Here is a 20528-nt window from a genome sequence, read left to right as displayed (position 1 = left end):
GCTCCTTACTCGTCCAGCCTTGGCAACCGCTCGCGCCACTGGGTCAGCTCGTTGCGCAGCAGTTCGAGATCCCGGTTCAGCACAAAGAAGCTGTCTTCCACCTGCTGCAGCCAGCGCTGGGCGATAAAGAGGTGTTGCTGGTGACGCTCGAACAGGCTGCGCTGCTGTTTGAGCTCCTGCATCACCTTGCCGACCTGAACCAGCTGCTCGTCGAGCGACTGCAACCAGGGCGCCAGCACCACCTCGGGGATGGCGTTGCGCTCCATCAAAACCAGCGGGATCTGCTGGCGCTGGATATCGAGCACCTGCAGCCGCAGCTCATCGTCCAGTACCAGCTCGTAATGCCCCTCTTTCGGGTTGCCAAACTCATAACCTACCAGCGCCTCACCGGTCGGATGCCAATGGGAAAGAAGGGTGCGATCGAACACCAGGGTGCGGGTAAGACGCTCGGGATCGCTGCCATCCAGCGGCGCCGGGGTGAGCAGATGGAAATGCACCTGCTTGCCAAAGGGTCTGGCATTAGCAAGCGGGATCTCGATACCCCGGGCCCGCCGGCCAAACCACTGCTTGCGTTGGCGGGCCTTTGTGCAAAGGCGCTGGGCCACGCTCTGTTTGAGCTGTTTGAACTGATCCCGCAACGCCAGCAGCTGACGGGTCATCGCCAGTTGCTGATAGCCGTAAAGGCGGGAAAACTCGGTCATCATCTCCAGCAGGGCGGTGCGGGACTCCTCGTCATGCCAGAGACAATCCTTGAACAGCAGCAGATCTACCGGTGCGACTTCATCGCGGCCATTGAAGAAGGCGCTCGCCTTGATAGCCGTACCGCCTTCTTCCAGCGACGATCCGACACATAGCAGCGGTGGGCCAGCTGGCTGTCGAGCTGCTGGCGCAGCTGATAGATGAGCTCGAAACAGGCATCCGGCAGGCGCACCTGTTCAATCTGGCTCTGCCACTGCTCGTACTCATCCCCCCGGATCTGCAGGGATTCCGGCAGATTCTGGTGGGCGTGACCATCGCTGGCCAGCATGGATTGAAAGTTGGCTTTCTCCTGCACCCGGTCCATCCAAATCCGCACCAACATCCGGTCGTAGAGCGCTTCCAGCCCGCTGTCCGGCGCCGGCAGCTCGTTGGAGGCAGTCACCAGCAAGCGCATCGGGATGGGGTGCTGGCTGTCGCCGTTGCGAAACTGCCGCTCGTTGATGGCGGTGAGAAGGGTGTTGAGGATGGCAGGGCCCGCCTTCCAGATCTCGTCGAGGAACACCACCTCGGCCTCCGGCAGATAACCTGTGGTGAGGCGCAGGTATTTGCCATCCTCTTTCAGCGCCTGAATGGAGAGGGGGCCAAACACCTCCTCCGGCGTACTGAAACGGGTCATCAGGTATTCAAAGTGGCGGGCGTCGTGAAAGGCCAGCTTGAGGCGGCGGGCAATCAGGCTCTTGGCAATACCGGGTGGCCCCAGCAAGAAGACACTCTCGCCACTGAGGGCAGCCAGCAGACCGAGGCGCAAGGCATCCTGCCGTTCGTAAAGTCCCTCACCGAGGGCGGCCAGCAGCCGGGGCAAGCGCTCCTGGATGGGAATAAGACGCGCAGGGTTCTGGGCTTGAGCTAAAGACGACATAGAGAGTGTTCCGAAGCTGGGATGATGTTAGCCCCAAGGCGCGATATCCATTTGCTCGACCTTGGGTTTTGTCTTGTTATGATGTTTATTCTGGTATCTCTTGCCGCACAATACCCGCCTCTGGCAGGAAAAAACGCAAGGGCAGTGCGATACCGTATCGGCAGCGTACTGCGCCCATGCATAGCCAGTGTCGTGATGAGTACCATGCCCGCATGCGCCAGATGATGCGTTGCAAAGGGTGCAGCAAAAGCGGTTCGAGTGTACCCTGCGCAACACAATTTTCCCCAATGCAGATCAAGAGTGAGTCGCCTCAAATGCAAGATCCCGTTCGTCAGAGCATGTTGGCCCGCATGGGCATTCAAAGCTGGCAACTGCGTCGTCCGGCATTGCTGGGCGCAGCACCCGCTCCCGAGCTTGAGCAAGATGCCGTGCAGCCCGACCAGACGGCACCGGCCACCCGCGCTCCGCTGCCCAGCGGCAAACTCTGGTTGCTGGCGCCTCAGCTGCCTGCCACCACGCTGCTGGCGGATATCTGCCAGTTGCTCGGCATGACCCCCGACGAGGTCTCACTGCTCAGCGAGCTGCCGCCTGCCGACCTGCAAGCGGCGGATACCTCCCCCCTGCTCTGGCTGACAGAGGCCAACCCCGCGCGGCCTGATGCGCTGATCTGCCCGCTCACCCCCAGCGCCGCGCAAAAGCGCGCCCTGTGGCAACAGCTGCGCCAACACCTTGCAGCCAACGCGGCGTGATCCTGCATCATGCCGCCAAGACCCACTGTGATGCCGCTCTTTTTACCTGATTTTACAAATGCCACCTCTGCCAACCCCAGTGCCCAACATCTTGCCATCCGGAGCCCCCATGCCTGAGTTTCGTCCCCTGCTCGAGAGCGATTTCGACCTTGTCTACCCCATCGAGCAAGCCGCTCACAAGGAGCCGTGGAGTGAGGCCAACCTGCTCTCCTGCTTCGGCCCTCGCTATCTCAACGGCTTGATGCTGGTCGATGGTTCCCCGGCGGGCTTCTATATCTCGGATCTGGTGGCCGGTGACAGCTCGCTGATGAACATCTGTGTGCATCCGGCGTTTCAGGGCAAGGGGTTGGGACGAGCGCTGTTGCAGGCCTATCTGGCGCGCAGCAAGCAAGCCGGGGCAGAGGCCTGGTTTCTCGAGGTGCGGGCCGGTAACCAGACCGCCATCAACCTCTACGAGAGCGCCGGTTTTGCCGAGTATTGCCGCCGCGCCGACTACTACGGCACCGGCAACGACAGGGAAGATGCGGTGCTGATGTCGCGACTGTTCGATTTCGGCTGATCCAGCCTGTTCGTCGCGCCCAAACCTTTTGTCCCCCCTCAATCGAGGGGGGCATTGTCCAGTGCGGGGTCCTGCAAAGCCAGGGTGGTATGCACCACCGCCTCGAATCCGGCCCCGGAGAGCGGCATATAGAAGCCACGCTGCCAGGTTTTCCCCGGCATCCAGATCTGGTCGATATCCACCACTATCTTGATGGGTCTGAGGGGCTGGCCCGGCTGCTGGATATAGATGCCGGGCGGCGTGGCGACTTTGGGAAAGCGGCGCAGGATCTGCTCGCTGCCATCCCCCTTGCCCGGGTTGAGCCGCACTTTCACCAACCGGGCAAGCGGGCCAGCCATCTCCTTGCTCTGCCAGAATTTCTTCTCCAGATCGCCGCAGCGGCGGCACTTGGGGGTCTCCAGCACATAGAGCAGCGGATAGCCCAACGCCAGCGCCTGTTGCTGCGCCTGCTGATACCCCTCGGCCCCCTGATACCAGGGATTGGCGGGCCCCTGTGATGACGTTCCGGCAAAGAACCAAAACGCAGCGCCCCCCACCACCATCAGCCCGACCGCGGCCAACGCCCCTTTCACCCACAGATTCATATCGTTAACCCTCTCTCTGCCTCCTAGCAGTATCGGCCAGTCTGCGCAAAGGGAGAGCTATTTGCGCTCTTTGTGATCCAAGACAAACGGCGAACACTTGTAAGCTGTAATGTTGGAGTTTAAACTCTAGCCCGATTTTTAGTGCCCTCGCGGGCGTACAACTGTAATTAAAGGATGTTTAACTGATGCCGAAGCTTCATCTGGTTCGACTGATGCGTGAACGTATTGCCCAGCTTGGCAACAAGGCTGCCCTGCGGGTTCAGCAAGATGGCCAGTGGCGCGCCATCGGCTGGCGTACTCTGGGCCAGGCCATGGACTACTGCGCACAGGCGCTGATCCGTGCCGACCACCAGCCAACCGAAATGGTCGGCATCTATGCCCGCAACATGCCGGAGTGGACCCAGGCCGATCTCGGCATCCTTGCTGCCCGCGGTGTCAGCGTCCCTATCTACCCCACCAGCACGCTCGATCAGCTGCGCTACATCGTCAAAGATGCCGGCATCAAGGTACTGTTCGTTGGCGAGCAACCCCAGTTCGATCAGGCGCTGACCCTGCTGCAAAACGGCGAAATTCGTCAGATCGTCGCTCTCGATGGCAACGTCAATCTGCGCGGCTGCGAGCAGGCGAGTCACTTCCAGACATTTCTGGTCTCCGGCAACCATCAGCCCAGCGAGCAGGAGCTGCGCGAGCGGGAAACCCAGTACCGGATGGATGATCTGCTGACCCTGATCTACACCTCCGGCACCACAGGCGAGCCCAAGGGAGTCATGCTCGATTTTGCCAACATCGCCGCCTGTTTCGAGATGCACAACAGCCGCCTCGACCTCAATCAGCAGGATGTGTCGCTCTGCATGCTGCCGCTCAGCCACGTGTTCGAGCGGGCCTGGAGCTATTACGTGCTCTACTGCGGCGCCGAGAACGTCTATATCCGCGATCCGCAGAAGGTGATGGATGTGATTGGCGAGGTGCAGCCGACCGTGATGTGCGCCGTGCCGCGCCTCTACGAGAAGGCCTATGCCATGATCCAGGCCAAGGTTGCTCAGGCTCCTGCTCTGCGTCGCGCCCTGTTTGGCTGGGCGACCCGGGTCGGCAAGCAGATGGTTGCCACCCGTCAGGCGGGCAAGTCCGCCTCCCCCTGCTCTACGGCCAGCTCTGGATCGCCGAGCGACTGGTGTTTCGCAAGCTGCGTGCCCGCTTTGGCGGCCGCACCCGCTTCCTGCCGGTGGCTGGCGCCCGTCTGGCCGACGATGTGAACCTCTTCTTCCAGGCGATGGGGCTCAACCTCAAGTACGGCTACGGCATGACCGAAACCACCGCCACCGTCTGCTGCTACGAAGACAGCCAGTTCAAGTTGGGCTCCATCGGCACGGCACTGAACGGCATCGAGGTGAAGCTGGGTGAGAACAACGAGCTGCTGGTGCGCTCCCCCACCGTGATGCGCGGCTACTACAACAAGCCGGACGCCACCGCAGAAGTGATGACCGAGGATGGCTTCCTGCGTACCGGCGATGCCGGTGAGCTCGACAGCCAGGGCAATATCTACTTCACCGAGCGCCTCAAGGAGCTGATGAAGACCTCCAACGGCAAGTACGTAGCGCCGCAACTGGTCGAGGGGACCATCGGCAAGGATCGCTTCATCGAACAGATCGCCATCGTCGCCGATGCCCGCCACTTCGTCTCGGCGCTGATCGTCCCCTGCTTCGAGTCGCTTGAGGAGTACGCCAGCTCCATCAACCTGCAGTATCAGTGCAAGACCGAGCTGCTGCGCCACTCCCGGGTGATGGAGTTCTTCGAAGCCCGCATCGCCGACTTGCAAAAAGAGCTGGCCAAGTTCGAGCAGGTGAAGAAGTTCACCCTGCTGCCGAGCGCCTTCTCCATGGAGCTGGGTGAGCTGACCCCCACCATGAAGCTGCGCCGCAAGATCATCGAGGCCAAGTACCAGAGCGAAATCGAGGCCATGTATAACCACGTCTGATATCGCTCAGGTTCAGAGGAATAAAAAAGCCGCTCACTCGAGCGGCTTTTTGTTGGCACTTTGGTCGGTACGAACCCGCCTTCAGGCCGTGGTGGTAGTGGTACCGAAGTAGTCGGCCAGGAAGTCATCGAACGACAGACTGTCGCTGCGCTCGCGTTCGCGCTGCTTGGCCAGCGAATCCTTCGCCTCACCGGCAAAGTAGGCTTCATCCCAATATTGCAGCTCCCCTGCCAGCAGCTCCTCGCGATAGCGGGTCGCCAGCTTGTCACCGTAGCAGCCGTTGTCCTTGCCGCTCTCCAGCAGTTCCCTGAGCATGCGGGCGGAGTAGGTGAGCTCGGGGTTGAGCAGCTTCTCGCGGTGCATCGCCAGCGTCTCGCGATAGCGGTTGCGGCCACAGCAGCGATCCAGCAAGTCGGCCACCTGAGCCAGTTCGTCAAACAGTTTGAGGCCGTACTCTTTGAGGCCAATGGCATTGCCCTGCTCATCTTCAAGCATCAGGCCGGGACGACGTCCTTCCAGCACCACCTTGTTCTGGTTGCGGCGGTTGCGGGCAATCTCTTCATCACTCAGCACCGGAGAGGGGCGCAGCAGGCACCAGACCAGGAACAGATCGAAGAAGCGGATCTGGTCGGCATCGATACCGAGCGGGGTGAAGGGGTTGACGTCCACGGTGCGCAGCTCGATGTATTCGATGCCGCGCTGATCCAGCGCATCCGAGGGCTTCTCGCCACTGCGCGGGGTGCGCTTGGGGCGGATTGGGGCGTATAGCTCATTCTCCAGCTGCAACACGTTGTCGTTAAGCTGACGATACTCCCCATCCACCTTGACCCCGATCTTGGCAAAGTCGGGATTGTGGGTGTTGATGGCGCGGCGCAGGCTGCTGACATAGGCCGGCAGATTGTCGTGGCTGATCTTGAGCCCAGCCTGGGCGCTGTTGGTATAACCCAGATCAGAGAGACGCAGCGCGGTGGCGTAAGGCAGATAGAGGGTGCCCTGGCCGGTCTTCTCGAACGGCAGGTTGCTCTTGCGCCCTTTGAGGAAGGATTCGCAGATGGCCGGGGAGGCGCCAAACAGATAGGGCACCAGCCAGCCGAAGCGGTAGACGTTGCGAATAAGCCCCATGTACTTGTCGGAGATAAAGCGCTGGCTGCAGCACCCTTCGCACACCAGATCCTGCCACTCGCTCCAGAAGCTGTCGGGCATGGAGAAGTTAAAGTGCACCCCGGCGATCACCTGCATCAGGCTGCCGTAGCGGTTCTTCAAGCCCTGACGGTAGAGGGTCTTCATCCGGCCGATATTGGAGCTGCCGTACTGGGCCAGCCGGATGCTCTCTTCCCCACCGACGAAGCAGGGCATGGAGAGCGGCCAAATCCGCTCGTCACCCAGATGCTGAATCACATGGTGATGGATGTCGCCCAGTTGCTCCATCAGGCTGTCGATGGAGTCGGTGGCCGGGGTGATGAACTCCAGCAGGCTCTCCGAGTAGTCGGTGGTGATATTGGGATGGGTCAGGGCCGAGCCCAGCGCCCGGGGATGGTCACTCTGGGCGAGTCGGCCATCCGGCGTGATGCGCAGGCATTCACGTTCGATCCCGCGCCGGATCCCCTTGAGCGCGGTGAGGCGCTCCGGTGATCCCAACGCATTCAGCAACTCGGTGAGCGACAAGCTTGTTGTAGTCATATTCACGGCTCATGTGAGGCCGCCCCATCCGGGGCGGCTCTTGATTTTTATAAAGCGTCAGTTACGGCAACTGCAGCGGATAGATGGGAAGATGAAGCTCCTTCAGGGGTTTTTCAAGCTTTTGCTTGTCTCCCACCACCACGATCACCATGTCGGCCGGATTGAGCCAACGGGCCGCACTGGCTTTCAGCGCCTCGGGCGACACCGTTTTGATCAGGTTGTTCTGGGCCTGCACATAGTCCGGTTTCAGGTCATACATCACCATCTGCAGCAGGAAGCCCGCCTTCTGGCCCAAGGTCTCGTAAGAGAGGGCATCCTGCTGGGAGACCGCGCTGCGCATATAGGCCAGCTCCACCGGGGTCGGGCCGCTCTTGCGGTAGTTGTCCATCTCCTTGAGGAACTGGCGGATGGCATCCACAGTCGCATCGGCCCGCACATTGGCGCCGGTGGCGAAGGTGCCTACCTCGCGGTTGGCGGAGAAACCGGAGCTGGCGCCGTAGGTGTAACCCTTGTCTTCCCGCAGGTTGAGGTTGATGCGGCTGTTGAAGTTGCCACCCAGGTTGAAGTTCATCAGCCCGGCGGTGAAGTAATCCCCCGTGGTATCGAACGGCATGGCGCGACGACCGATGCGGATCACCGACTGGGGCGCCCCCGGCTTGTCGACCAGATAGATGCCCGGCTTGGCCTGCTCACCCTTGAGCTTGAGATCCCCCAGAGTCGGCGTGGCCCCCTTCCACTCGGTCAGGAAGCCAAGTTGCTCCTCGATCTGCTTCTGGCCCACATCACCGACCACCACCACTTTGGCGTTAGTGGGGTTGTAGTAGGCCTGATAGAAGTGCTTCACGTCCGCCAGGGTCAGCTTGGCCACATCGGCCGCCACCCCATCGGTAGGTTGACCGAGGCGGTTTTGCTTGCCGTAGACCAGCTCGCGGAACGCCTGCCCGGCCAGCCACTCGGGCTGCTGCTGGGCCTGTTGCATCCCTTGCAGCAGCTGCGCCTTGACCCGCTCGAAGTCAGCCTCCCGCATGCCCGGGCGCTCCAGCACCTCGCGCACCAGCGCCAGGGTCTGGGGCAGCTTGTCCGCCAGCGAGCTGACGGTGATGAGGTTGTTGTACTGGGCGCTGGAGACATCGATGGAAGATCCCAGCTTTTGCAGCTCGTCGCTCAGCTGAGCCTCGGTCAGGCGCACCGTGCCCTGCCCCATCATGGCAGCGGTCAGATTGGCCAGCCCCAGTTGCCCCTTATCTTCGGCACGAATGCCGCCCGGCAGGGCGATCATGATGGAGACCGCGGGGATCTCGTCACTCTTGGTGCCGATGATCTCGATGTTCTTGTCGAGCTTGCCGTGCCAGATGGCAGGCACCTTGACGCTCACCGCCTCGCTCGCCTTGGGCTGCACGCTGCGCTCGAAATTGTCTTTTACCGGTCGTTCGGCCAGCGCTTCGTCATGCTTGCTGTAATCCGGCAACTCGCGCTTGGCGGGGGTAAAGTTCGGGGTGGCGACCTGCCACTCGGTCTTGCCCTTGGGCACCACGCTCAGCACCACCGCCGGCTTGCCGGCGATGAACTTGTCGTAGGCGGCCTTCACCTGCTCCGGTGTCACCTTGCCGATGGCATCGAGAGTCTTGAACACATAGTTGGGATCCTGGGCAAACACCTGACCCATGGCGAGCTGGCTCACCTTGCCGGAGACGCTGTCCAGACCCCAGATGGCGGAGGCGCGGTACTTGGCGATCGCCTTCTCCAGATCTTCCGGCTTGAGGCCGCGCTGGGCGAACTCGCCGATCACCTTGTCCACCTCCCCCTTGAGGGTCTTGAGGCTGCCATCCTGCGACGGGTTGGGATAGGCGTAGACCGTCAGGGTACAGGCCAACTCTTCGCAGTAGTGGGACGCCCCCACATCGATCGCCTTGCCGGTTTTCACCAGCGACTGGTAGAGCATGGAGCTGGCGGAACCGCCCAGCACGTCGGCAAACATGTCGAGCGCAGGCTCCTGCGGGTCACCAAGGGATACGGTGGGGTAGCTGATATAGAGCAGCGGCAGGTGCACCTTGTCCTGCAACGTCACGTAGCGGGTCTCGGGCAGAGTCACCGGCTTTGGCGTCGGCTCGGCCACGTCCGGGCCGCGCGGGATGGAGCCGAAGTACTTCTCGATCCACTCGAGGGCCTGCTTGCTGTCAAAGTCACCGCCCAGGGTCAGGGTGGCGTTGTTGGGGCCATACCAGCGCAGGAAGAACTGCTTGAGGTCGTTCACATCGACCCGGTCGAGATCTTCCACGTAACCGATAGGCTGCCAGGAGTAGGGGTGAGTACGCGGATAGAGCGCCTCCCCCACCTTCTCGCTCACCAGCCCGTACGGCTGGTTGTCGACCCGCTGGGCCCGCTCGTTCTTGACGGTGGCACGCTGGATCTCGAACTTCTTCTGGCTCACCGCATCGAGCAGGAAGCCCATCCGATCCGCCTCCAGCCAGAGCACTTTTTCCAGCTGGTTGGCCGGCACAGTCTCGTAGTAGTTGGTGCGGTCCTTGTTGGTGGTGCCATTCATGTCGCCACCGGCTTCGTTGATGATCCGCATATGCTCCTGATCACCGACGTGTTTCGAGCCCTGGAACATCATGTGCTCGAAGAAGTGGGCAAAACCGGACTTGCCGACCGTCTCGCGGGATGAGCCGACGTGATAGGTCACATCGAGGTGTACCAGCGGATCGGAGCGGTCGGGGGCCAGGATCACGGTCAGGCCGTTGTCCAGCTTGTACATCTGGTAGGGGATGGCGAGCTTGCCCTCCTCCTTGCCCTGTTCGGCGATCAGGGTCGGTGCCGCCAGCACCGGCAGGGTGAAGCCCAGCAGAAGCGTTAAAGGTATGACTTTGTTCACGGTAACCTCGTGAGTGACAAAAACAGGCTAGAAAATGTGACTGGCCAGCAGAAAAACCAGGGCATAACGGAACAATTTGCCGAGCCCGATCAGAATGAGAGAGCGCCAGAAGGAGAGGCGCAGCCAACCGGCCAACAGACAGAGACCATCACCGACCACCGGCGTCCAGGCAAGCAGCAGACACCAGTGACCATGTTGTTTGAGCCAGCCTAAGGCTTTTTGTTCCCCACGGCCTTGAAAATCTTCCGGTTTTTTCTTGAAGGTGGCGAGCCATCCAAGCCACCAGGTGGTCATGGAGCCGAGGGTATTGCCCAGCGTCGCCCACAGCAGCAGGCTCGCCATGCTCCACTCCCCCTTGGCCGCCATGGCCCCCAGCAGCACTTCGGAGCTGCCGGGCAACAGGGTGGCTGAGGTAAAGGCGCTTAAAAAGAGCCACCCCAGCCCCATCTCCATCATCTCGCTCATCCGGGATAGCCGTCGGCCGCAGGCATCCGCAGCAGCAGCTTGCCGCGTACATGGCCCCCTTCGATGGCCTGATGGGCCAGCGCCCCCTCGGCCAGGGGGAATTCACCGGCGAGGGTGACCTTCACCTCCCCCTGACGCAGCAGCATCAACATCTGACCCAGCTGCTTCTGGTCGGGGTGAACCAGCATGCCGACCACCTCGATCCCCACCGCAGCCCCAGCATCCTTGATCTGCTGGGCAGTGATGGTGGGTACCGTCACCAAGCGGCCACCCGGCTTGACACAGGCCAGCGCCGCCTTGCCGCTCTCGCCGCCTACCAGATCCAGCACCAGATCGACCAGGCCGACCTCTGCCACCACCTGAGCTGGCCAGTTCGCATCATGGTAATCCACCATCCAGCGCGCCCCCAAAGCATGGAGGAAGCCATGGTTGTCGGGGCTGGCGGTGGCCACCACCTCGGCGCCATAGGCGCTGGCAAACTGCACCGCCAGATGGCCGACACCGCCGGCACCGGCGAGGATCAATACCCGCTGACCGCTCTTGAGGCCGCCATGCTCAAGCAGCCCCTGCCAGGCGGTAAGACCGGCCAGCGGCAACGCCGCCCCCTGCTGCAGGCTCACCCCGTCGAGCTTGACCAACTCACTCTCGCTTGCCACCACAGACTCCCCGTAGCCACCGGCGGTAAGGGGAAAACCGACCATGCCGCACACCCGATCCCCCTCGACCAGCGAGGTTACGCCGGGGCCCACTTTCTCTACCACACCGGAGACGTCATAACCCGGTGTCCAGGGCAGCTTGTCCTTGTTCTGGGCCGCCGCCCAGCCAAGACCTGCGCGAGTTTTGGCATCGATGGGATTGACCCCCGCAAAGCAGATGCGTACCCGCACTTCGCCATCGGCTGGCACCTTATCGAGGGAAGGGTTGAGCTTGAGTACCGAGGGGTCACCGAATGCGGTAATCTGTAGTTGCGTCATTGCACAATCCATCCTGTTGATTGATCAAGGGTCAACAGAATAACAGCGAGGACACCATGGCTCGAATGTTTCTTATTCCTCTGTTGCTGGCACTGGGGTGGTGGGCGTTTCTGCTCTACTTCCGCATCCCGCTCAAACAGGGGGCCAAGGGGTTTTACTGGATCATCGGCACCGGTGGCGGACTGGCCGCCTTCCTCAGCCTGATGATGGTGCTGACTCACTGAGTACAACAGCCACTCGATAACGAAAAAGGCCACCGAGTTTCGGTGGCCTTCTCACTATCCGGGTTGCTGCTCCAGCGCCGGATTGAGGTAGTAGTGTCGATTGCTCCCCTGCCCCAGCACCCCTTGCGACAGCAGATGGTGGAACACCCGGTCCACCTCCTCCAGCGAGAGTGACAGCGCCTGTGCCACCGAGCGCTTGCTGCACTTGAGCTCACCGCTCACCAGCGCACCGCGCACCTGCGCCAGCACTTCGGGAGCGGGCTCGGGGGGCATGATGGGCTCGGGCTGTGCTGCCATCGCCAACGCCTCCTGCGCCTCTCTGCGAGCTTGCTCCTGCTGCCAGCGCCATATCCGGCGAAAGCGGTTCTCCTCGCCGATCAGGCTGACGAAGAAGGCACCGAACACATCGAGCAGCACCGAGAGGAAGCAGACCAGCAGGAACTGCACCTGACTGATGCTCATCCCCACCCCGTCCGCCAGACTGCTCATCAGCCCCAACATGGAGGATTGTTCGTTGACCGGCTTGGCATCGCGCTGCTGGCGCAGCTCATCCTGCTGCAAGCGCAGCTTGGTGTTGGCGTGCTGCAACGAGGAGACGCCACTGGAGATGCGCTCCAGCTCGATATATTTGCGGGCCGCCTCCTCGTTGAGCTGGATCTGCCGCTCGATGCTGGCGATCTGCTCGTCGAAACGGGCCAGTTCCCGTTCGTGGCGAGCCTGCTGGCTCAGTACCGTATTGGTGGCGCTGTTGATGCCACCGATACTGCCGCCGATGGAGATGGCCGCCAGCACGCTGTAGAACAACAGCGACCAGAAAGCGCCACTCAGATCCCGCCGCGCCTTGCGCTCGCCGTACTCGTACCAGACGTAAAACTTGCCCAGCTCGAAGATGATGGCCAAGCCGCCGAACAGCCACTTCATCAGCGGGTTGTCATCGATGGAGAGGAACAGCAGCAGGGAGAAGATAATGGAAGCCAGAATGGCCAACCCGGTGAAACTGTATACCGTCGTCAGAGCAAACCACCCCTTGGGGTAGCGCAATGTAGATGAGTCCTGTGTGGTCATGATGAAGGGGTGTGCTGTGCAGGAAAAGTTGGCTGCCGATTATAGTCGCCAGACTCGCCCAGAGAAGGGCAAATGACTGAATTCCTTCAGATTGGCAACCAGCTGCCCAGAGTGCGACCAAAACGGACAAATCGGCAGCAGAAAAGCGATACAATCCCTCCCTGACTTGATCATGTAGTGAGATGGGGAACAGTTCCGCCCGGGTTCAGCTCCGGTCTGTACACTCATCCACCGTTGCAATTATCCGAGGCCATCATGAACAGTAAGACCACTTTGCTACTCTCCCTTCTTCTGGTTACCGGCAGCGCCGCAGCGACCCAGCAATATCAAGAGAGCAGTGGCTCCGAATTCTCCGTCGATGAGCTTAAATTCAACCTGGACTGGGATGACAAGCAGTTCGGCTGGACCCAGAACGACTGCCTCGACTTGGGGGTCGGCGAAACCGCCCCGGCCGACTGCAGGGCAGTCAAATTCAATCTGGAAGATGAAGAGAACCGCAACCAGCCGCCGCAAACCAACCAGCTCCCTGCCAACTCGCAGAGTGGCCAATAACGACAGGAGTCCCCTTGCGATGACCCAAGCCAAACACAACCCCGTTATCCGGCGCGGTGCCCTGCTGCTCTCCCTGCTGATGGCACATGGCATCGCGGTTGCGGCGCCGCCAGGCAAAAATGGCGATGGCATCAAGATCTCCGGTGATGACATCAAGATCAATCTCGACTGGGATGACAAAGAGTACGACTGGTGGCAGGACAACTGCCTGGATCTTGGCATTGGCGACAGCCGGATCAAACTCAACTGCGACAAGATGGATGGCAAGTACCGGGATCACTACAACCGCAGCATCCACAGCGGCAATAACCCCGGGCAAGGTCACGACAAACAGAAGGATAAAAACAAGGGCAACGGCAAGAAGAACTGAACGCCCTCTCCAGATGCAGCAGGGGCCTGGCGCCCCTGTGCTGATTGTTTACCAATAATTCTCCGCACTGATATTGCCCGGCGCCCGCCGCAGGTTCTTGGCCAACCCCAGTGCCAGCAAGGTCTGCTGGGTCTCTTTCACCATCTCCGGATTGCCGCAGATCAGCACCTGACTCAGCTCGGGTGAGAACTCCAACCCCACTCGATCCTGCAACTGACCATTGGCAATCGCCGCCGGGATCCGCCCTGCCATTGCATCGGGCCAGAGCTCGCGGCTGACAAAGGGGACATAGCGAAAGCGCGCGCCATATTGCTCGGCAAAGCTGGCGATCAAATCCTGATAGCTCAGCTCTTCGCCTTTGCGCACCCCGTGCACCAACACCAAATTCTCGAAACGGTTGAAGGCCTCGCCATCGGCCAGCATGGAGAGGAAGGGGCCGATGGCAGTGCCGGTCGAGAGCAGCCAGAGATCGCACCCGGCGGGCACCTCATCCAGCGTCAGAAAGCCGGTGGCCTGGGATTGCACCAGCAGGGTATCGCCTGCTTGCAACGAGCCGAGGGACGGAGTCAGCTCACCGCTCGGGATCTCGACCAGATAGAACTCGTGATATGGCGCAGAGGGGGGATTGACGAAGGAGTAGGCCCGCTGGATGCGGCGATCGCCCTGAACAAGGGCCAGTTTGGTAAATTGCCCTGCCTTGTAGGGGGCCAGCTCGGCCGCTACCCGCAGGGAGAACAGGGTGGGTGTCCATTCGATGCGTTCGATGACGCGGCCTTCTACCCAAGCCATAAGGATCTCCTCCTGTGGAACAGACCTTCACTCTACCCCCGGGCCGGAAAATAAAAAACCCGCGCAAAAGCGCGGGTTTTCTCTGCAAAAGCGAATCGCTATTACAGGGCAACAACCTGGATCTGTACGGTTGCTTTAACGTCAGCGTGCAGCTGAACAGCAACTTCGTAGTCACCGGTGTTACGCAGAACGTTGCCCATGCGGACTTCGCTCTTGGCAACGGCTACGCCAGCAGCAGTGATGGCTTCAGCCACATCACGGGTACCGATGGAACCGAACAGCTTGCCTTCGTCGCCAGACTTGGAAGCGATAACCACGGTAGCCAGTTCGGCCAGCTTGGCAGCACGCTCTTCAGCAGCAGCTTTGTTGGCAGCCAGTTTGGCTTCCAGCTCAGCGCGACGAGCACCGAAAGCTTCGATGTTGGCCTTGGTGGCCATAACAGCTTTGCCTTGCGGGATCAGGTAGTTACGGGCATAACCAGATTTCACGGAAACTTGGTCACCCAGACCGCCCAGTTTGGCGATTTTGTCGAGCAGGATAACTTGCATTACCTTTCCTCTATAAATTTCGTTGAGTTAGGCTTAAGTGCCGGGCCGATTCTTACTTGTTGTGCAGATCGGTGTACGGCAGCAGAGCCAGGTAACGAGCACGCTTGATGGCGCGTGCCAGCTGACGCTGATACTTGGCGCGGGTACCGGTGATACGGCTCGGTACGATCTTGCCAGATTCAGTGATGTAGTTTTTCAGAGTAACGATATCTTTGTAGTCGATCTCGGTAACGTTCTCGGCGGTGAAGCGGCAGAACTTACGACGACGGAAATAACGTGCCATGGCCTTTATCCTCTAGTCAGTGATCCAGAATTACTCTTCGGAAGCAGCTTCAGTAGCTTCTTCGCGGCGCTCGTCGTCACGACGGGTGAAGCGCTCTTCTTTGGCCTTGGCCATCGGAGAAACTTCAGTCACGGCGTGCTTGGTGCGCATGATCATGTTGCGGATAACGGCATCGTTGAAGCGGAAGTTGGTTTCCAGCTCATCGATAACGGCTTGCTCTGCTTCTACGTTCATCAGAACGTAGTGGGCTTTGTGCAGTTTGTCGATCGGGTAAGCCAGCTGACGGCGGCCCCAATCTTCCAGGCGATGAATGGTACCACCGGAGGTGGTGATGGCGCCGGTGTAACGCTCGATCATGCCGGGAACTTGCTCGCTCTGGTCCGGATGAACCATGAAGACGATTTCGTAATGACGCATTTTAGCTCCTTACGGATTAATTCAGCCTCCGCCCAGGTGCAGCCAGACCTCGGAGGCAAGGAACATAAAGGTGTTTAGTCGCTGCTTTTCTAGGGCGGCGTATTGTACGAAATCACATCCCTCACTGCAACTGACCGCCTCAAATGTTTTTCCCGATGGAAATCATCAGAAACAACAATTGATAATGATTATCACTTAGATCTATTCTCTCTCCATATCCTTATGGAGGGTGATGCCATGCAACCCGCACTGACGACTACGATTCCAGCCCGCAAATTCAAACTGACCCTGCTCGGGCCTGCCTTTATCGCCGCCATCGGCTATATCGATCCGGGCAACTTCGCCACCAATATTCAGGCGGGCTCTACCTTTGGCTACCAACTGCTCTGGGTGGTGGTATGGGCCAACCTGATGGCCATGCTGGTGCAGACCCTCTCGGCCAAACTTGGTATCGTCACCGGCAAGAATCTGGCGGAGCACATCCGCGACCGACTGCCAAAACCGGCGGTCTGGGCCTACTGGGTACAGGCAGAGATCATCGCCATGGCCACCGATCTCGCCGAATTTATCGGCGCCGCAGTCGGCTTCAAGCTGCTGCTTGGCGTGACCTTGCTTGAAGGAGCCTGTATCACCGCCGTAGTGACCTGGGGGATCCTGATGCTGCAATCCCGTGGTCAGAAACCGCTGGAGTTCGTGGTCGGTGGCCTGCTGCTGTTTGTCGCGGCGGCCTACATCGTCGAGCTGATCTTCTCCCGCCCCCATCTGCCCAGCCTGCTGGAGGGCGCCCTCTTCCCCGGTCTGCCCAACAGCGATGCCGTCTATCTGGCCGCCGGTGTACTCGGTGCCACCGTGATGCCCCACGTTATCTACCTGCACTCGGCACTGACCCAGCACACGCAGGATCAGGGTTCAGTCAGCCAGCGGCTGCACACCACCCGGGTCGATGTGGCGATTGCCATGACCATCGCCGGCTTCGTCAATCTGGCGATGATGGCGATGGCGGCCGCTGCGTTCCACAGCTCGGGCCACCAGCAGGTAGCGGAGCTGGAATCCGCCTACCAGACCCTCACTCCGCTGCTGGGTCAGGCAGCAGCCACCCTGTTTGGCCTCTCGCTGGTCGCATCTGGCATCAGCTCTACCGTGGTAGGGACCCTGGCCGGGCAAGTGGTGATGCAGGGCTTTGTCCGCTTTACCATCCCGCTCTGGCTGCGTCGCGCCATCACCATGGCTCCCGCCTTCGTGGTAATCGCTATGGGGCTCAACACCACCGAAATTCTGGTGTTGAGTCAGGTAATCCTGAGCTTTGGCATCGCGCTGGCCCTGATCCCGCTGTTGATGCTGACCGGCGATCGGGCACTGATGGGACAACATCGTAACCACCCCGTCACCCAGGCGGTAGGACGCCTTATCGTTGCGCTGGTGATCGGGCTCAACGCCTATCTGCTGGTTGCCATGATCTAGCGAACCGTAAAACCGAGAAGAGGGGCTCATTAACACTGGTTAATGAGCCCTTTCGCACTTTGGCGTATGCTGCCGCTTTCTCTTCTCATTTATCGTTGCGGGAGCCTTGCCATGGAACATACCCGAGCCAGCTTCGTACTGGGCCATCATCAGGAGCAGGCCAGCGTGGTCTGCTGCCAGCGCGGTGACACCACGCTGCTGGTCACCGACCTCACCCCTTTTCATCCCCAGAGCCACCTCTGGCCCGATCAGCCGGGGGATGTGGGCCATGCTCGCTGGGAAGGGGGCGAAGCAACCATTGGCCCTTGCCGAATGGGGGCCATCAGCCCGGATGGCGAGCTGTTCGTCGATACTGCCATTCCGGTCAAGCGGGGCGCAGAGGGGTGGCGTTTCGTGGTGGTCCATCCAATGACCGGAGACCACGCGCTAGCCATTGGCAGCCAGGTCGAATTACAAGTAGATAGCGCTGCCCGCCACGCCCTGAGTCTGGGCCATAGCGGCTGCCATCTGGCGGCACTAGCCCTCAACCGGGTACTCATCCCCTACTGGCGCAAGGAGGTAAGCGAGTGTGATGCACTGGGCCAGCCCGACTTCGACCGCCTGGCTATTCAAAGCTCTCGGGTCGAGCCTTGCGGATCACGGGAGCAGTACCGCATCGGCAAGAGCCTGCGCAAGAAGGGGGTCAACAGCGAGGCGCTGCTGGCAGATTTGGCGGTGATTGAAGAGAAGGTCAACCAGCAACTGGCCGACTGGATCGCAGCAGGGAGCGAAATCCGCCGCAGCCGCGCTGGTGAGGCGATCATCGATTCCCGTTACTGGCACTGCATGCTGGAAGGCAAGGAGGTGACCATTCCCTGTGGCGGCACCCATGTTGCCTCGCTCGCCGAGTTGGGAGAGGTCAAGGTAGAGCTCACTCTGGTGGAAGAGGGCTTTGCCATGCTGACCCGGGTCACGCCAACCGACGCCTGAGTCGCAGACTTGACCACTCAGGGCTAACGCCCAAATTGGCAATGAAGTATCGCAAAGAGGGGCATCATCATGCCCCTCAACGCCAGTCATGACGGACCGATGCTTCTCTTTTAACCACTCCCTGATTAGAATGCGCCTCCCACAGGAGGCACATCACCCATGAGTAGTACCCAACTACGCACCACCCCGGATCGACTTCGTTATCTGGTTCTCTACGAAGGCATAGGGCTGGCACTGGTCGCACCGCTGATCAGCCAGCTGTTCGGTCAGGGCGTCGCCGAGGTCGGTTCGCTGGCCATCTTCTTCTCCATCGTCGCCACCGCCTGGACCTATGGCTGGAACCTGTTGTTCGACAAGGGGTTGCTCAAACTTTGCGGGCGCACCAACAAGCGACCACTGGACCGCTTCCTGCACGCGTTTGGCTATGAGGCAAGCTTTATGATGCTCTCCCTCCCCTGCGTCATGTTCTGGCTCGATTTGGGGGTGTGGGACGCCCTGATGCTGGATCTCGGCTTCGTCGCCTTCTACCTCGTCTACATCATGGTCTTTACCTGGGCCTATGAGCGGATCTGGCCGCTGCCATCCAACCCGCAGACGGCATAAGGCCTTAGCCACAACGAGGCCGACAGAAGGAAAAGTCAGGAAGGACTAATAGGAAGGATGGGAGAATCCCATAAAAACAATGCCAGTCAGCGAGCTGACTGGCATTGGACAAAACAGACTTTCGGACTTACTTGACGGCGTCTTTCAGAGCCTTGCCAGCCACGAATGAAGGCACGTTGGCAGCAGCAATCTGGATCTCTTTACCAGTTTGCGGGTTACGACCGGTGCGGCCTGCGCGGTGGGTGACCTTGAAGGTGCCAAAACCGACCAGTTGCACAGCATCGCCTTCTTTCAAGCTCTGGGTAATACCATTGATGATCTCTTCCAGAGCCACTTTGGCCTGAGCTTTGCTCAGATCTGCTTTGGCGGCAATCGCATCGACAAGTTGAGCTTTGTTCATAACATTTCCTTTATGATCTGGCATTTAGCGCTGGGTCACTCTATGCAAAAAAAAACGCACAGGCAAAGCCTTTATCGAGCCGAACGCGTCAAACGCTGGGGTTTTCATCAAGATCTGCGGAAATAGTCACATTCCACACGCGAAAAACCGTGAGCAGGCCTGAAACCTGCTAGCACGCAGACACAATCCGCTGACTATTTCTTCGCCACTTAACATTATCCCCCCATGGCTATTGACGCTTGCCCAGATTTTCCCTAGTTATAGGTTGTGTCACTGCTCAAACGGCTCGGAATACCGAACAATCGGCCAGCCTTTGCCCCACGGAGGGATAGGGATTATGTTGACGAAACTGGAACAGACCAAGCAGGCGCTGGCAGGCAAGCATAAGGCTATCGACGACTGGCTGGATGCAAGGCAAGCGTTGCTGGTTGGATACATGCAGCTGGCAGGCCTCACTCCGGCGCGGACCAAGCAACGCAGCCTGCCCAAAACAGAAGAGCTGCATCAGTTTTGCGACCGGCTGGTCGACTATGTCAGCGCGGGCCATTTCGAAATCTACCACCACGTCGTCACCGCCTTCGAGCAAGCCAGCGGCGAAACACTGGAGCTGGCCAAGCGCATCTATCCCCATATTCGTAACAGCACTGAATTCGCCCTCGAGTTCAACGATAAATACAGTGATGCCGACGAGGCCCAATTGCTGCTGCTGGATGATGATCTCAATGAGTTGGGTCCGGTTCTGGAAGAGCGGTTCAAACAGGAGGACCGCCTGGTCAAGGCGCTTCATGTGGTGGAATCCTTGAGTACCCAGCAAGCCTGAATGCCATTTTCGGAGCAAGTTCAAGATACTGGCAACCAAGGTGGATTACACTCAGAGCAATGACCCTAGCGTCCACACTTATTGCATACAGGAGATGAGCATGTCTGAGCGCCGCCGTTTTGCACGGATCCTCTACTTGACCATGGCAGAACTCACCCAGGGGGAACAGAAGTGGCAGACCCAGCTTGTCGACGTCTCCTTGCAGGGGGCCCTGCTGATCCGCCCCGACGACTGGGAGAGCCGTGACAACAAGGAGTACCAGCTCAGCTTTATCCTGAGCGGTAGCGATATCGAGATCAAAATGCAGGTCGAGCTGACCCACGAAGCCAGCAAGAAGCTGGGTTTCTACTGCCACCACATCGATATCGACAGCGCCACCCACCTCAAGCGGATGATCGAGCTCAACGTCGGTGACGAAGAGCTGCTCCACCGCGAGCTGGAACAACTGCTGAGCGAACATCTGGAACATAGCCAGCCCTGATGGCAGGTGCCAGCCCATAAAAAAGAGCGCCGAGGCGCTCTTTTTCCGTTGTGCTGTTGTCTCGATT

At 59.8% G+C, this 20528-nt stretch carries 21 protein-coding genes and 2 pseudogenes; 11 read left to right on the top strand and 12 right to left on the bottom strand.

All coding sequences use genetic code 11. From position 1 onward, the window contains the following. Positions 1-5: 5 nt before the first annotated feature. Positions 6-1618: pseudogene (locus ACTG2J_RS03300) on the bottom strand (ATPase RavA domain-containing protein). A gap of 314 nt (positions 1619-1932) precedes the next feature. On the opposite strand from ACTG2J_RS03300, the gene ACTG2J_RS03295 reads away from it, so the two are divergent. Then, a complete protein-coding gene (locus ACTG2J_RS03295; protein WP_113740123.1) occupies positions 1933-2367 on the top strand; it encodes a DNA polymerase III subunit psi in 435 nt (144 codons plus the stop codon). 109 nt (positions 2368-2476) lie between these two features. Further along, complete coding sequence (gene rimI / locus ACTG2J_RS03290; protein ID WP_005349003.1) at positions 2477-2926, top strand: ribosomal protein S18-alanine N-acetyltransferase; 450 nt, start codon at positions 2477-2479, stop codon at positions 2924-2926. 38 nt (positions 2927-2964) lie between these two features. On the opposite strand, the gene ACTG2J_RS03285 is transcribed toward rimI, so the two are convergent. Then, positions 2965-3468 carry a hypothetical protein gene (locus tag ACTG2J_RS03285; protein WP_371155262.1) on the bottom strand — a complete coding sequence of 168 codons (504 nt, stop codon included), beginning with the start codon at positions 3466-3468 and terminating at the stop codon, positions 2965-2967. 227 nt (positions 3469-3695) lie between these two features. On the opposite strand from ACTG2J_RS03285, the pseudogene ACTG2J_RS03280 reads away from it, so the two are divergent. Beyond that, positions 3696-5485, top strand: a pseudogene (locus ACTG2J_RS03280) (AMP-dependent synthetase/ligase). Between the two features lie 81 nt (positions 5486-5566). On the opposite strand, the gene gshA reads toward ACTG2J_RS03280, so the two are convergent. The 4 genes from gshA to ACTG2J_RS03260 form a co-directional block, all read right to left on the bottom strand. Beyond that, entirely contained in the window at positions 5567-7165 is a 1599-nt protein-coding gene (gene gshA / locus ACTG2J_RS03275; RefSeq protein WP_439989029.1) for a glutamate--cysteine ligase, read from the bottom strand. Positions 7166-7226: 61 nt separating this feature from the next. Then, entirely contained in the window at positions 7227-10040 is a 2814-nt protein-coding gene (locus tag ACTG2J_RS03270) for a M16 family metallopeptidase (RefSeq protein WP_439989030.1), read from the bottom strand. Positions 10041-10067: 27 nt separating this feature from the next. Further along, on the bottom strand, positions 10068-10505 hold the full coding sequence (locus tag ACTG2J_RS03265; RefSeq protein WP_005348990.1) for a YqaA family protein: 438 nt from the start codon (positions 10503-10505) through the stop codon (positions 10068-10070). Further along, a complete protein-coding gene (locus ACTG2J_RS03260) occupies positions 10502-11479 on the bottom strand; it encodes an NADP-dependent oxidoreductase (RefSeq protein WP_162628429.1) in 978 nt (325 codons plus the stop codon). Before ACTG2J_RS03260 ends, ACTG2J_RS03265 begins: the two co-directional genes overlap by 4 nt. 56 nt (positions 11480-11535) lie before the next feature. On the opposite strand from ACTG2J_RS03260, the gene ACTG2J_RS03255 reads away from it, so the two are divergent. Continuing rightward, on the top strand, positions 11536-11703 hold the full coding sequence (locus tag ACTG2J_RS03255; protein ID WP_201990789.1) for a hypothetical protein: 168 nt from the start codon (positions 11536-11538) through the stop codon (positions 11701-11703). A 54-nt stretch (positions 11704-11757) separates the two neighbouring features. Here the strand turns inward: ACTG2J_RS03255 and ACTG2J_RS03250 are convergent, their stop codons facing one another. Then, positions 11758-12768, bottom strand: a complete 1011-nt coding sequence (locus ACTG2J_RS03250) for a Preprotein translocase subunit SecY (protein ID WP_124930216.1) — start codon at positions 12766-12768, stop codon at positions 11758-11760. Between the two features lie 255 nt (positions 12769-13023). On the opposite strand from ACTG2J_RS03250, the gene ACTG2J_RS03245 reads away from it, so the two are divergent. Continuing rightward, on the top strand, positions 13024-13320 hold the full coding sequence (locus tag ACTG2J_RS03245) for a hypothetical protein (protein ID WP_005348982.1): 297 nt from the start codon (positions 13024-13026) through the stop codon (positions 13318-13320). Between the two features lie 19 nt (positions 13321-13339). Further along, a complete protein-coding gene (locus ACTG2J_RS03240) occupies positions 13340-13690 on the top strand; it encodes a hypothetical protein (protein WP_201990775.1) in 351 nt (116 codons plus the stop codon). A 48-nt stretch (positions 13691-13738) separates the two neighbouring features. Here ACTG2J_RS03240 and ACTG2J_RS03235 read toward each other — a convergent pair whose 3' ends face one another. From ACTG2J_RS03235 to rpsF, 4 genes are all read right to left on the bottom strand, one after another. Continuing rightward, complete coding sequence (locus ACTG2J_RS03235; protein WP_201990774.1) at positions 13739-14479, bottom strand: ferredoxin--NADP reductase; 741 nt, start codon at positions 14477-14479, stop codon at positions 13739-13741. A gap of 101 nt (positions 14480-14580) precedes the next feature. Beyond that, positions 14581-15027, bottom strand: coding sequence for a 50S ribosomal protein L9 (gene rplI / locus ACTG2J_RS03230; RefSeq protein ID WP_005340490.1), 447 nt, complete (start codon positions 15025-15027; stop codon positions 14581-14583). Positions 15028-15079: 52 nt separating this feature from the next. Then, positions 15080-15310: a 30S ribosomal protein S18 gene (gene rpsR / locus ACTG2J_RS03225; RefSeq protein WP_005308890.1), complete on the bottom strand. Its 231-nt coding sequence runs from the start codon at positions 15308-15310 to the stop codon at positions 15080-15082. 30 nt (positions 15311-15340) lie between these two features. Continuing rightward, entirely contained in the window at positions 15341-15727 is a 387-nt protein-coding gene (rpsF, locus tag ACTG2J_RS03220) for a 30S ribosomal protein S6 (protein WP_005308887.1), read from the bottom strand. A 237-nt stretch (positions 15728-15964) separates the two neighbouring features. Here rpsF and ACTG2J_RS03215 point away from each other — a divergent pair, with 237 nt between their 5' ends. The 3 genes from ACTG2J_RS03215 to ACTG2J_RS03205 all read left to right on the top strand — a co-directional run bounded on the left by ACTG2J_RS03215 (position 15965) and on the right by ACTG2J_RS03205 (position 18760). Beyond that, positions 15965-17188 (top strand): Nramp family divalent metal transporter, encoded by a 1224-nt coding sequence (locus ACTG2J_RS03215; RefSeq protein WP_005340487.1) that lies wholly within the window; start codon positions 15965-15967, stop codon positions 17186-17188. A gap of 111 nt (positions 17189-17299) precedes the next feature. Next, complete coding sequence (locus ACTG2J_RS03210; RefSeq protein WP_439973736.1) at positions 17300-18157, top strand: hypothetical protein; 858 nt, start codon at positions 17300-17302, stop codon at positions 18155-18157. A 159-nt stretch (positions 18158-18316) separates the two neighbouring features. Continuing rightward, entirely contained in the window at positions 18317-18760 is a 444-nt protein-coding gene (locus tag ACTG2J_RS03205) for a PACE efflux transporter (RefSeq protein ID WP_005358045.1), read from the top strand. Between the two features lie 127 nt (positions 18761-18887). Here ACTG2J_RS03205 and hupA read toward each other — a convergent pair whose 3' ends face one another. Beyond that, positions 18888-19160, bottom strand: a complete 273-nt coding sequence (gene hupA, locus ACTG2J_RS03200; protein WP_005340484.1) for a nucleoid-associated protein HU-alpha — start codon at positions 19158-19160, stop codon at positions 18888-18890. Between the two features lie 337 nt (positions 19161-19497). Between hupA and ACTG2J_RS03195 the strand changes: the two genes are divergently transcribed. After that, positions 19498-19980: an Rsd/AlgQ family anti-sigma factor gene (locus ACTG2J_RS03195; RefSeq protein ID WP_005348975.1), complete on the top strand. Its 483-nt coding sequence runs from the start codon at positions 19498-19500 to the stop codon at positions 19978-19980. Positions 19981-20080: 100 nt separating this feature from the next. After that, the gene (locus tag ACTG2J_RS03190) at positions 20081-20461 is read left to right on the top strand and encodes a PilZ domain-containing protein (RefSeq protein ID WP_005340482.1); all 381 of its coding nucleotides are present in this window, start codon (positions 20081-20083) and stop codon (positions 20459-20461) included. The last annotated feature ends 67 nt before the right edge of the window (positions 20462-20528 follow it).

Origin of the sequence: Aeromonas sp. 6P, assembly GCF_051919525.1 — a bacterium.
Lineage (GTDB): Bacteria > Pseudomonadota > Gammaproteobacteria > Enterobacterales > Aeromonadaceae > Aeromonas > Aeromonas veronii.
Note: the sequence above shows the minus strand (reverse complement) of the source record. Positions and strands in the feature narration are given on the sequence as shown.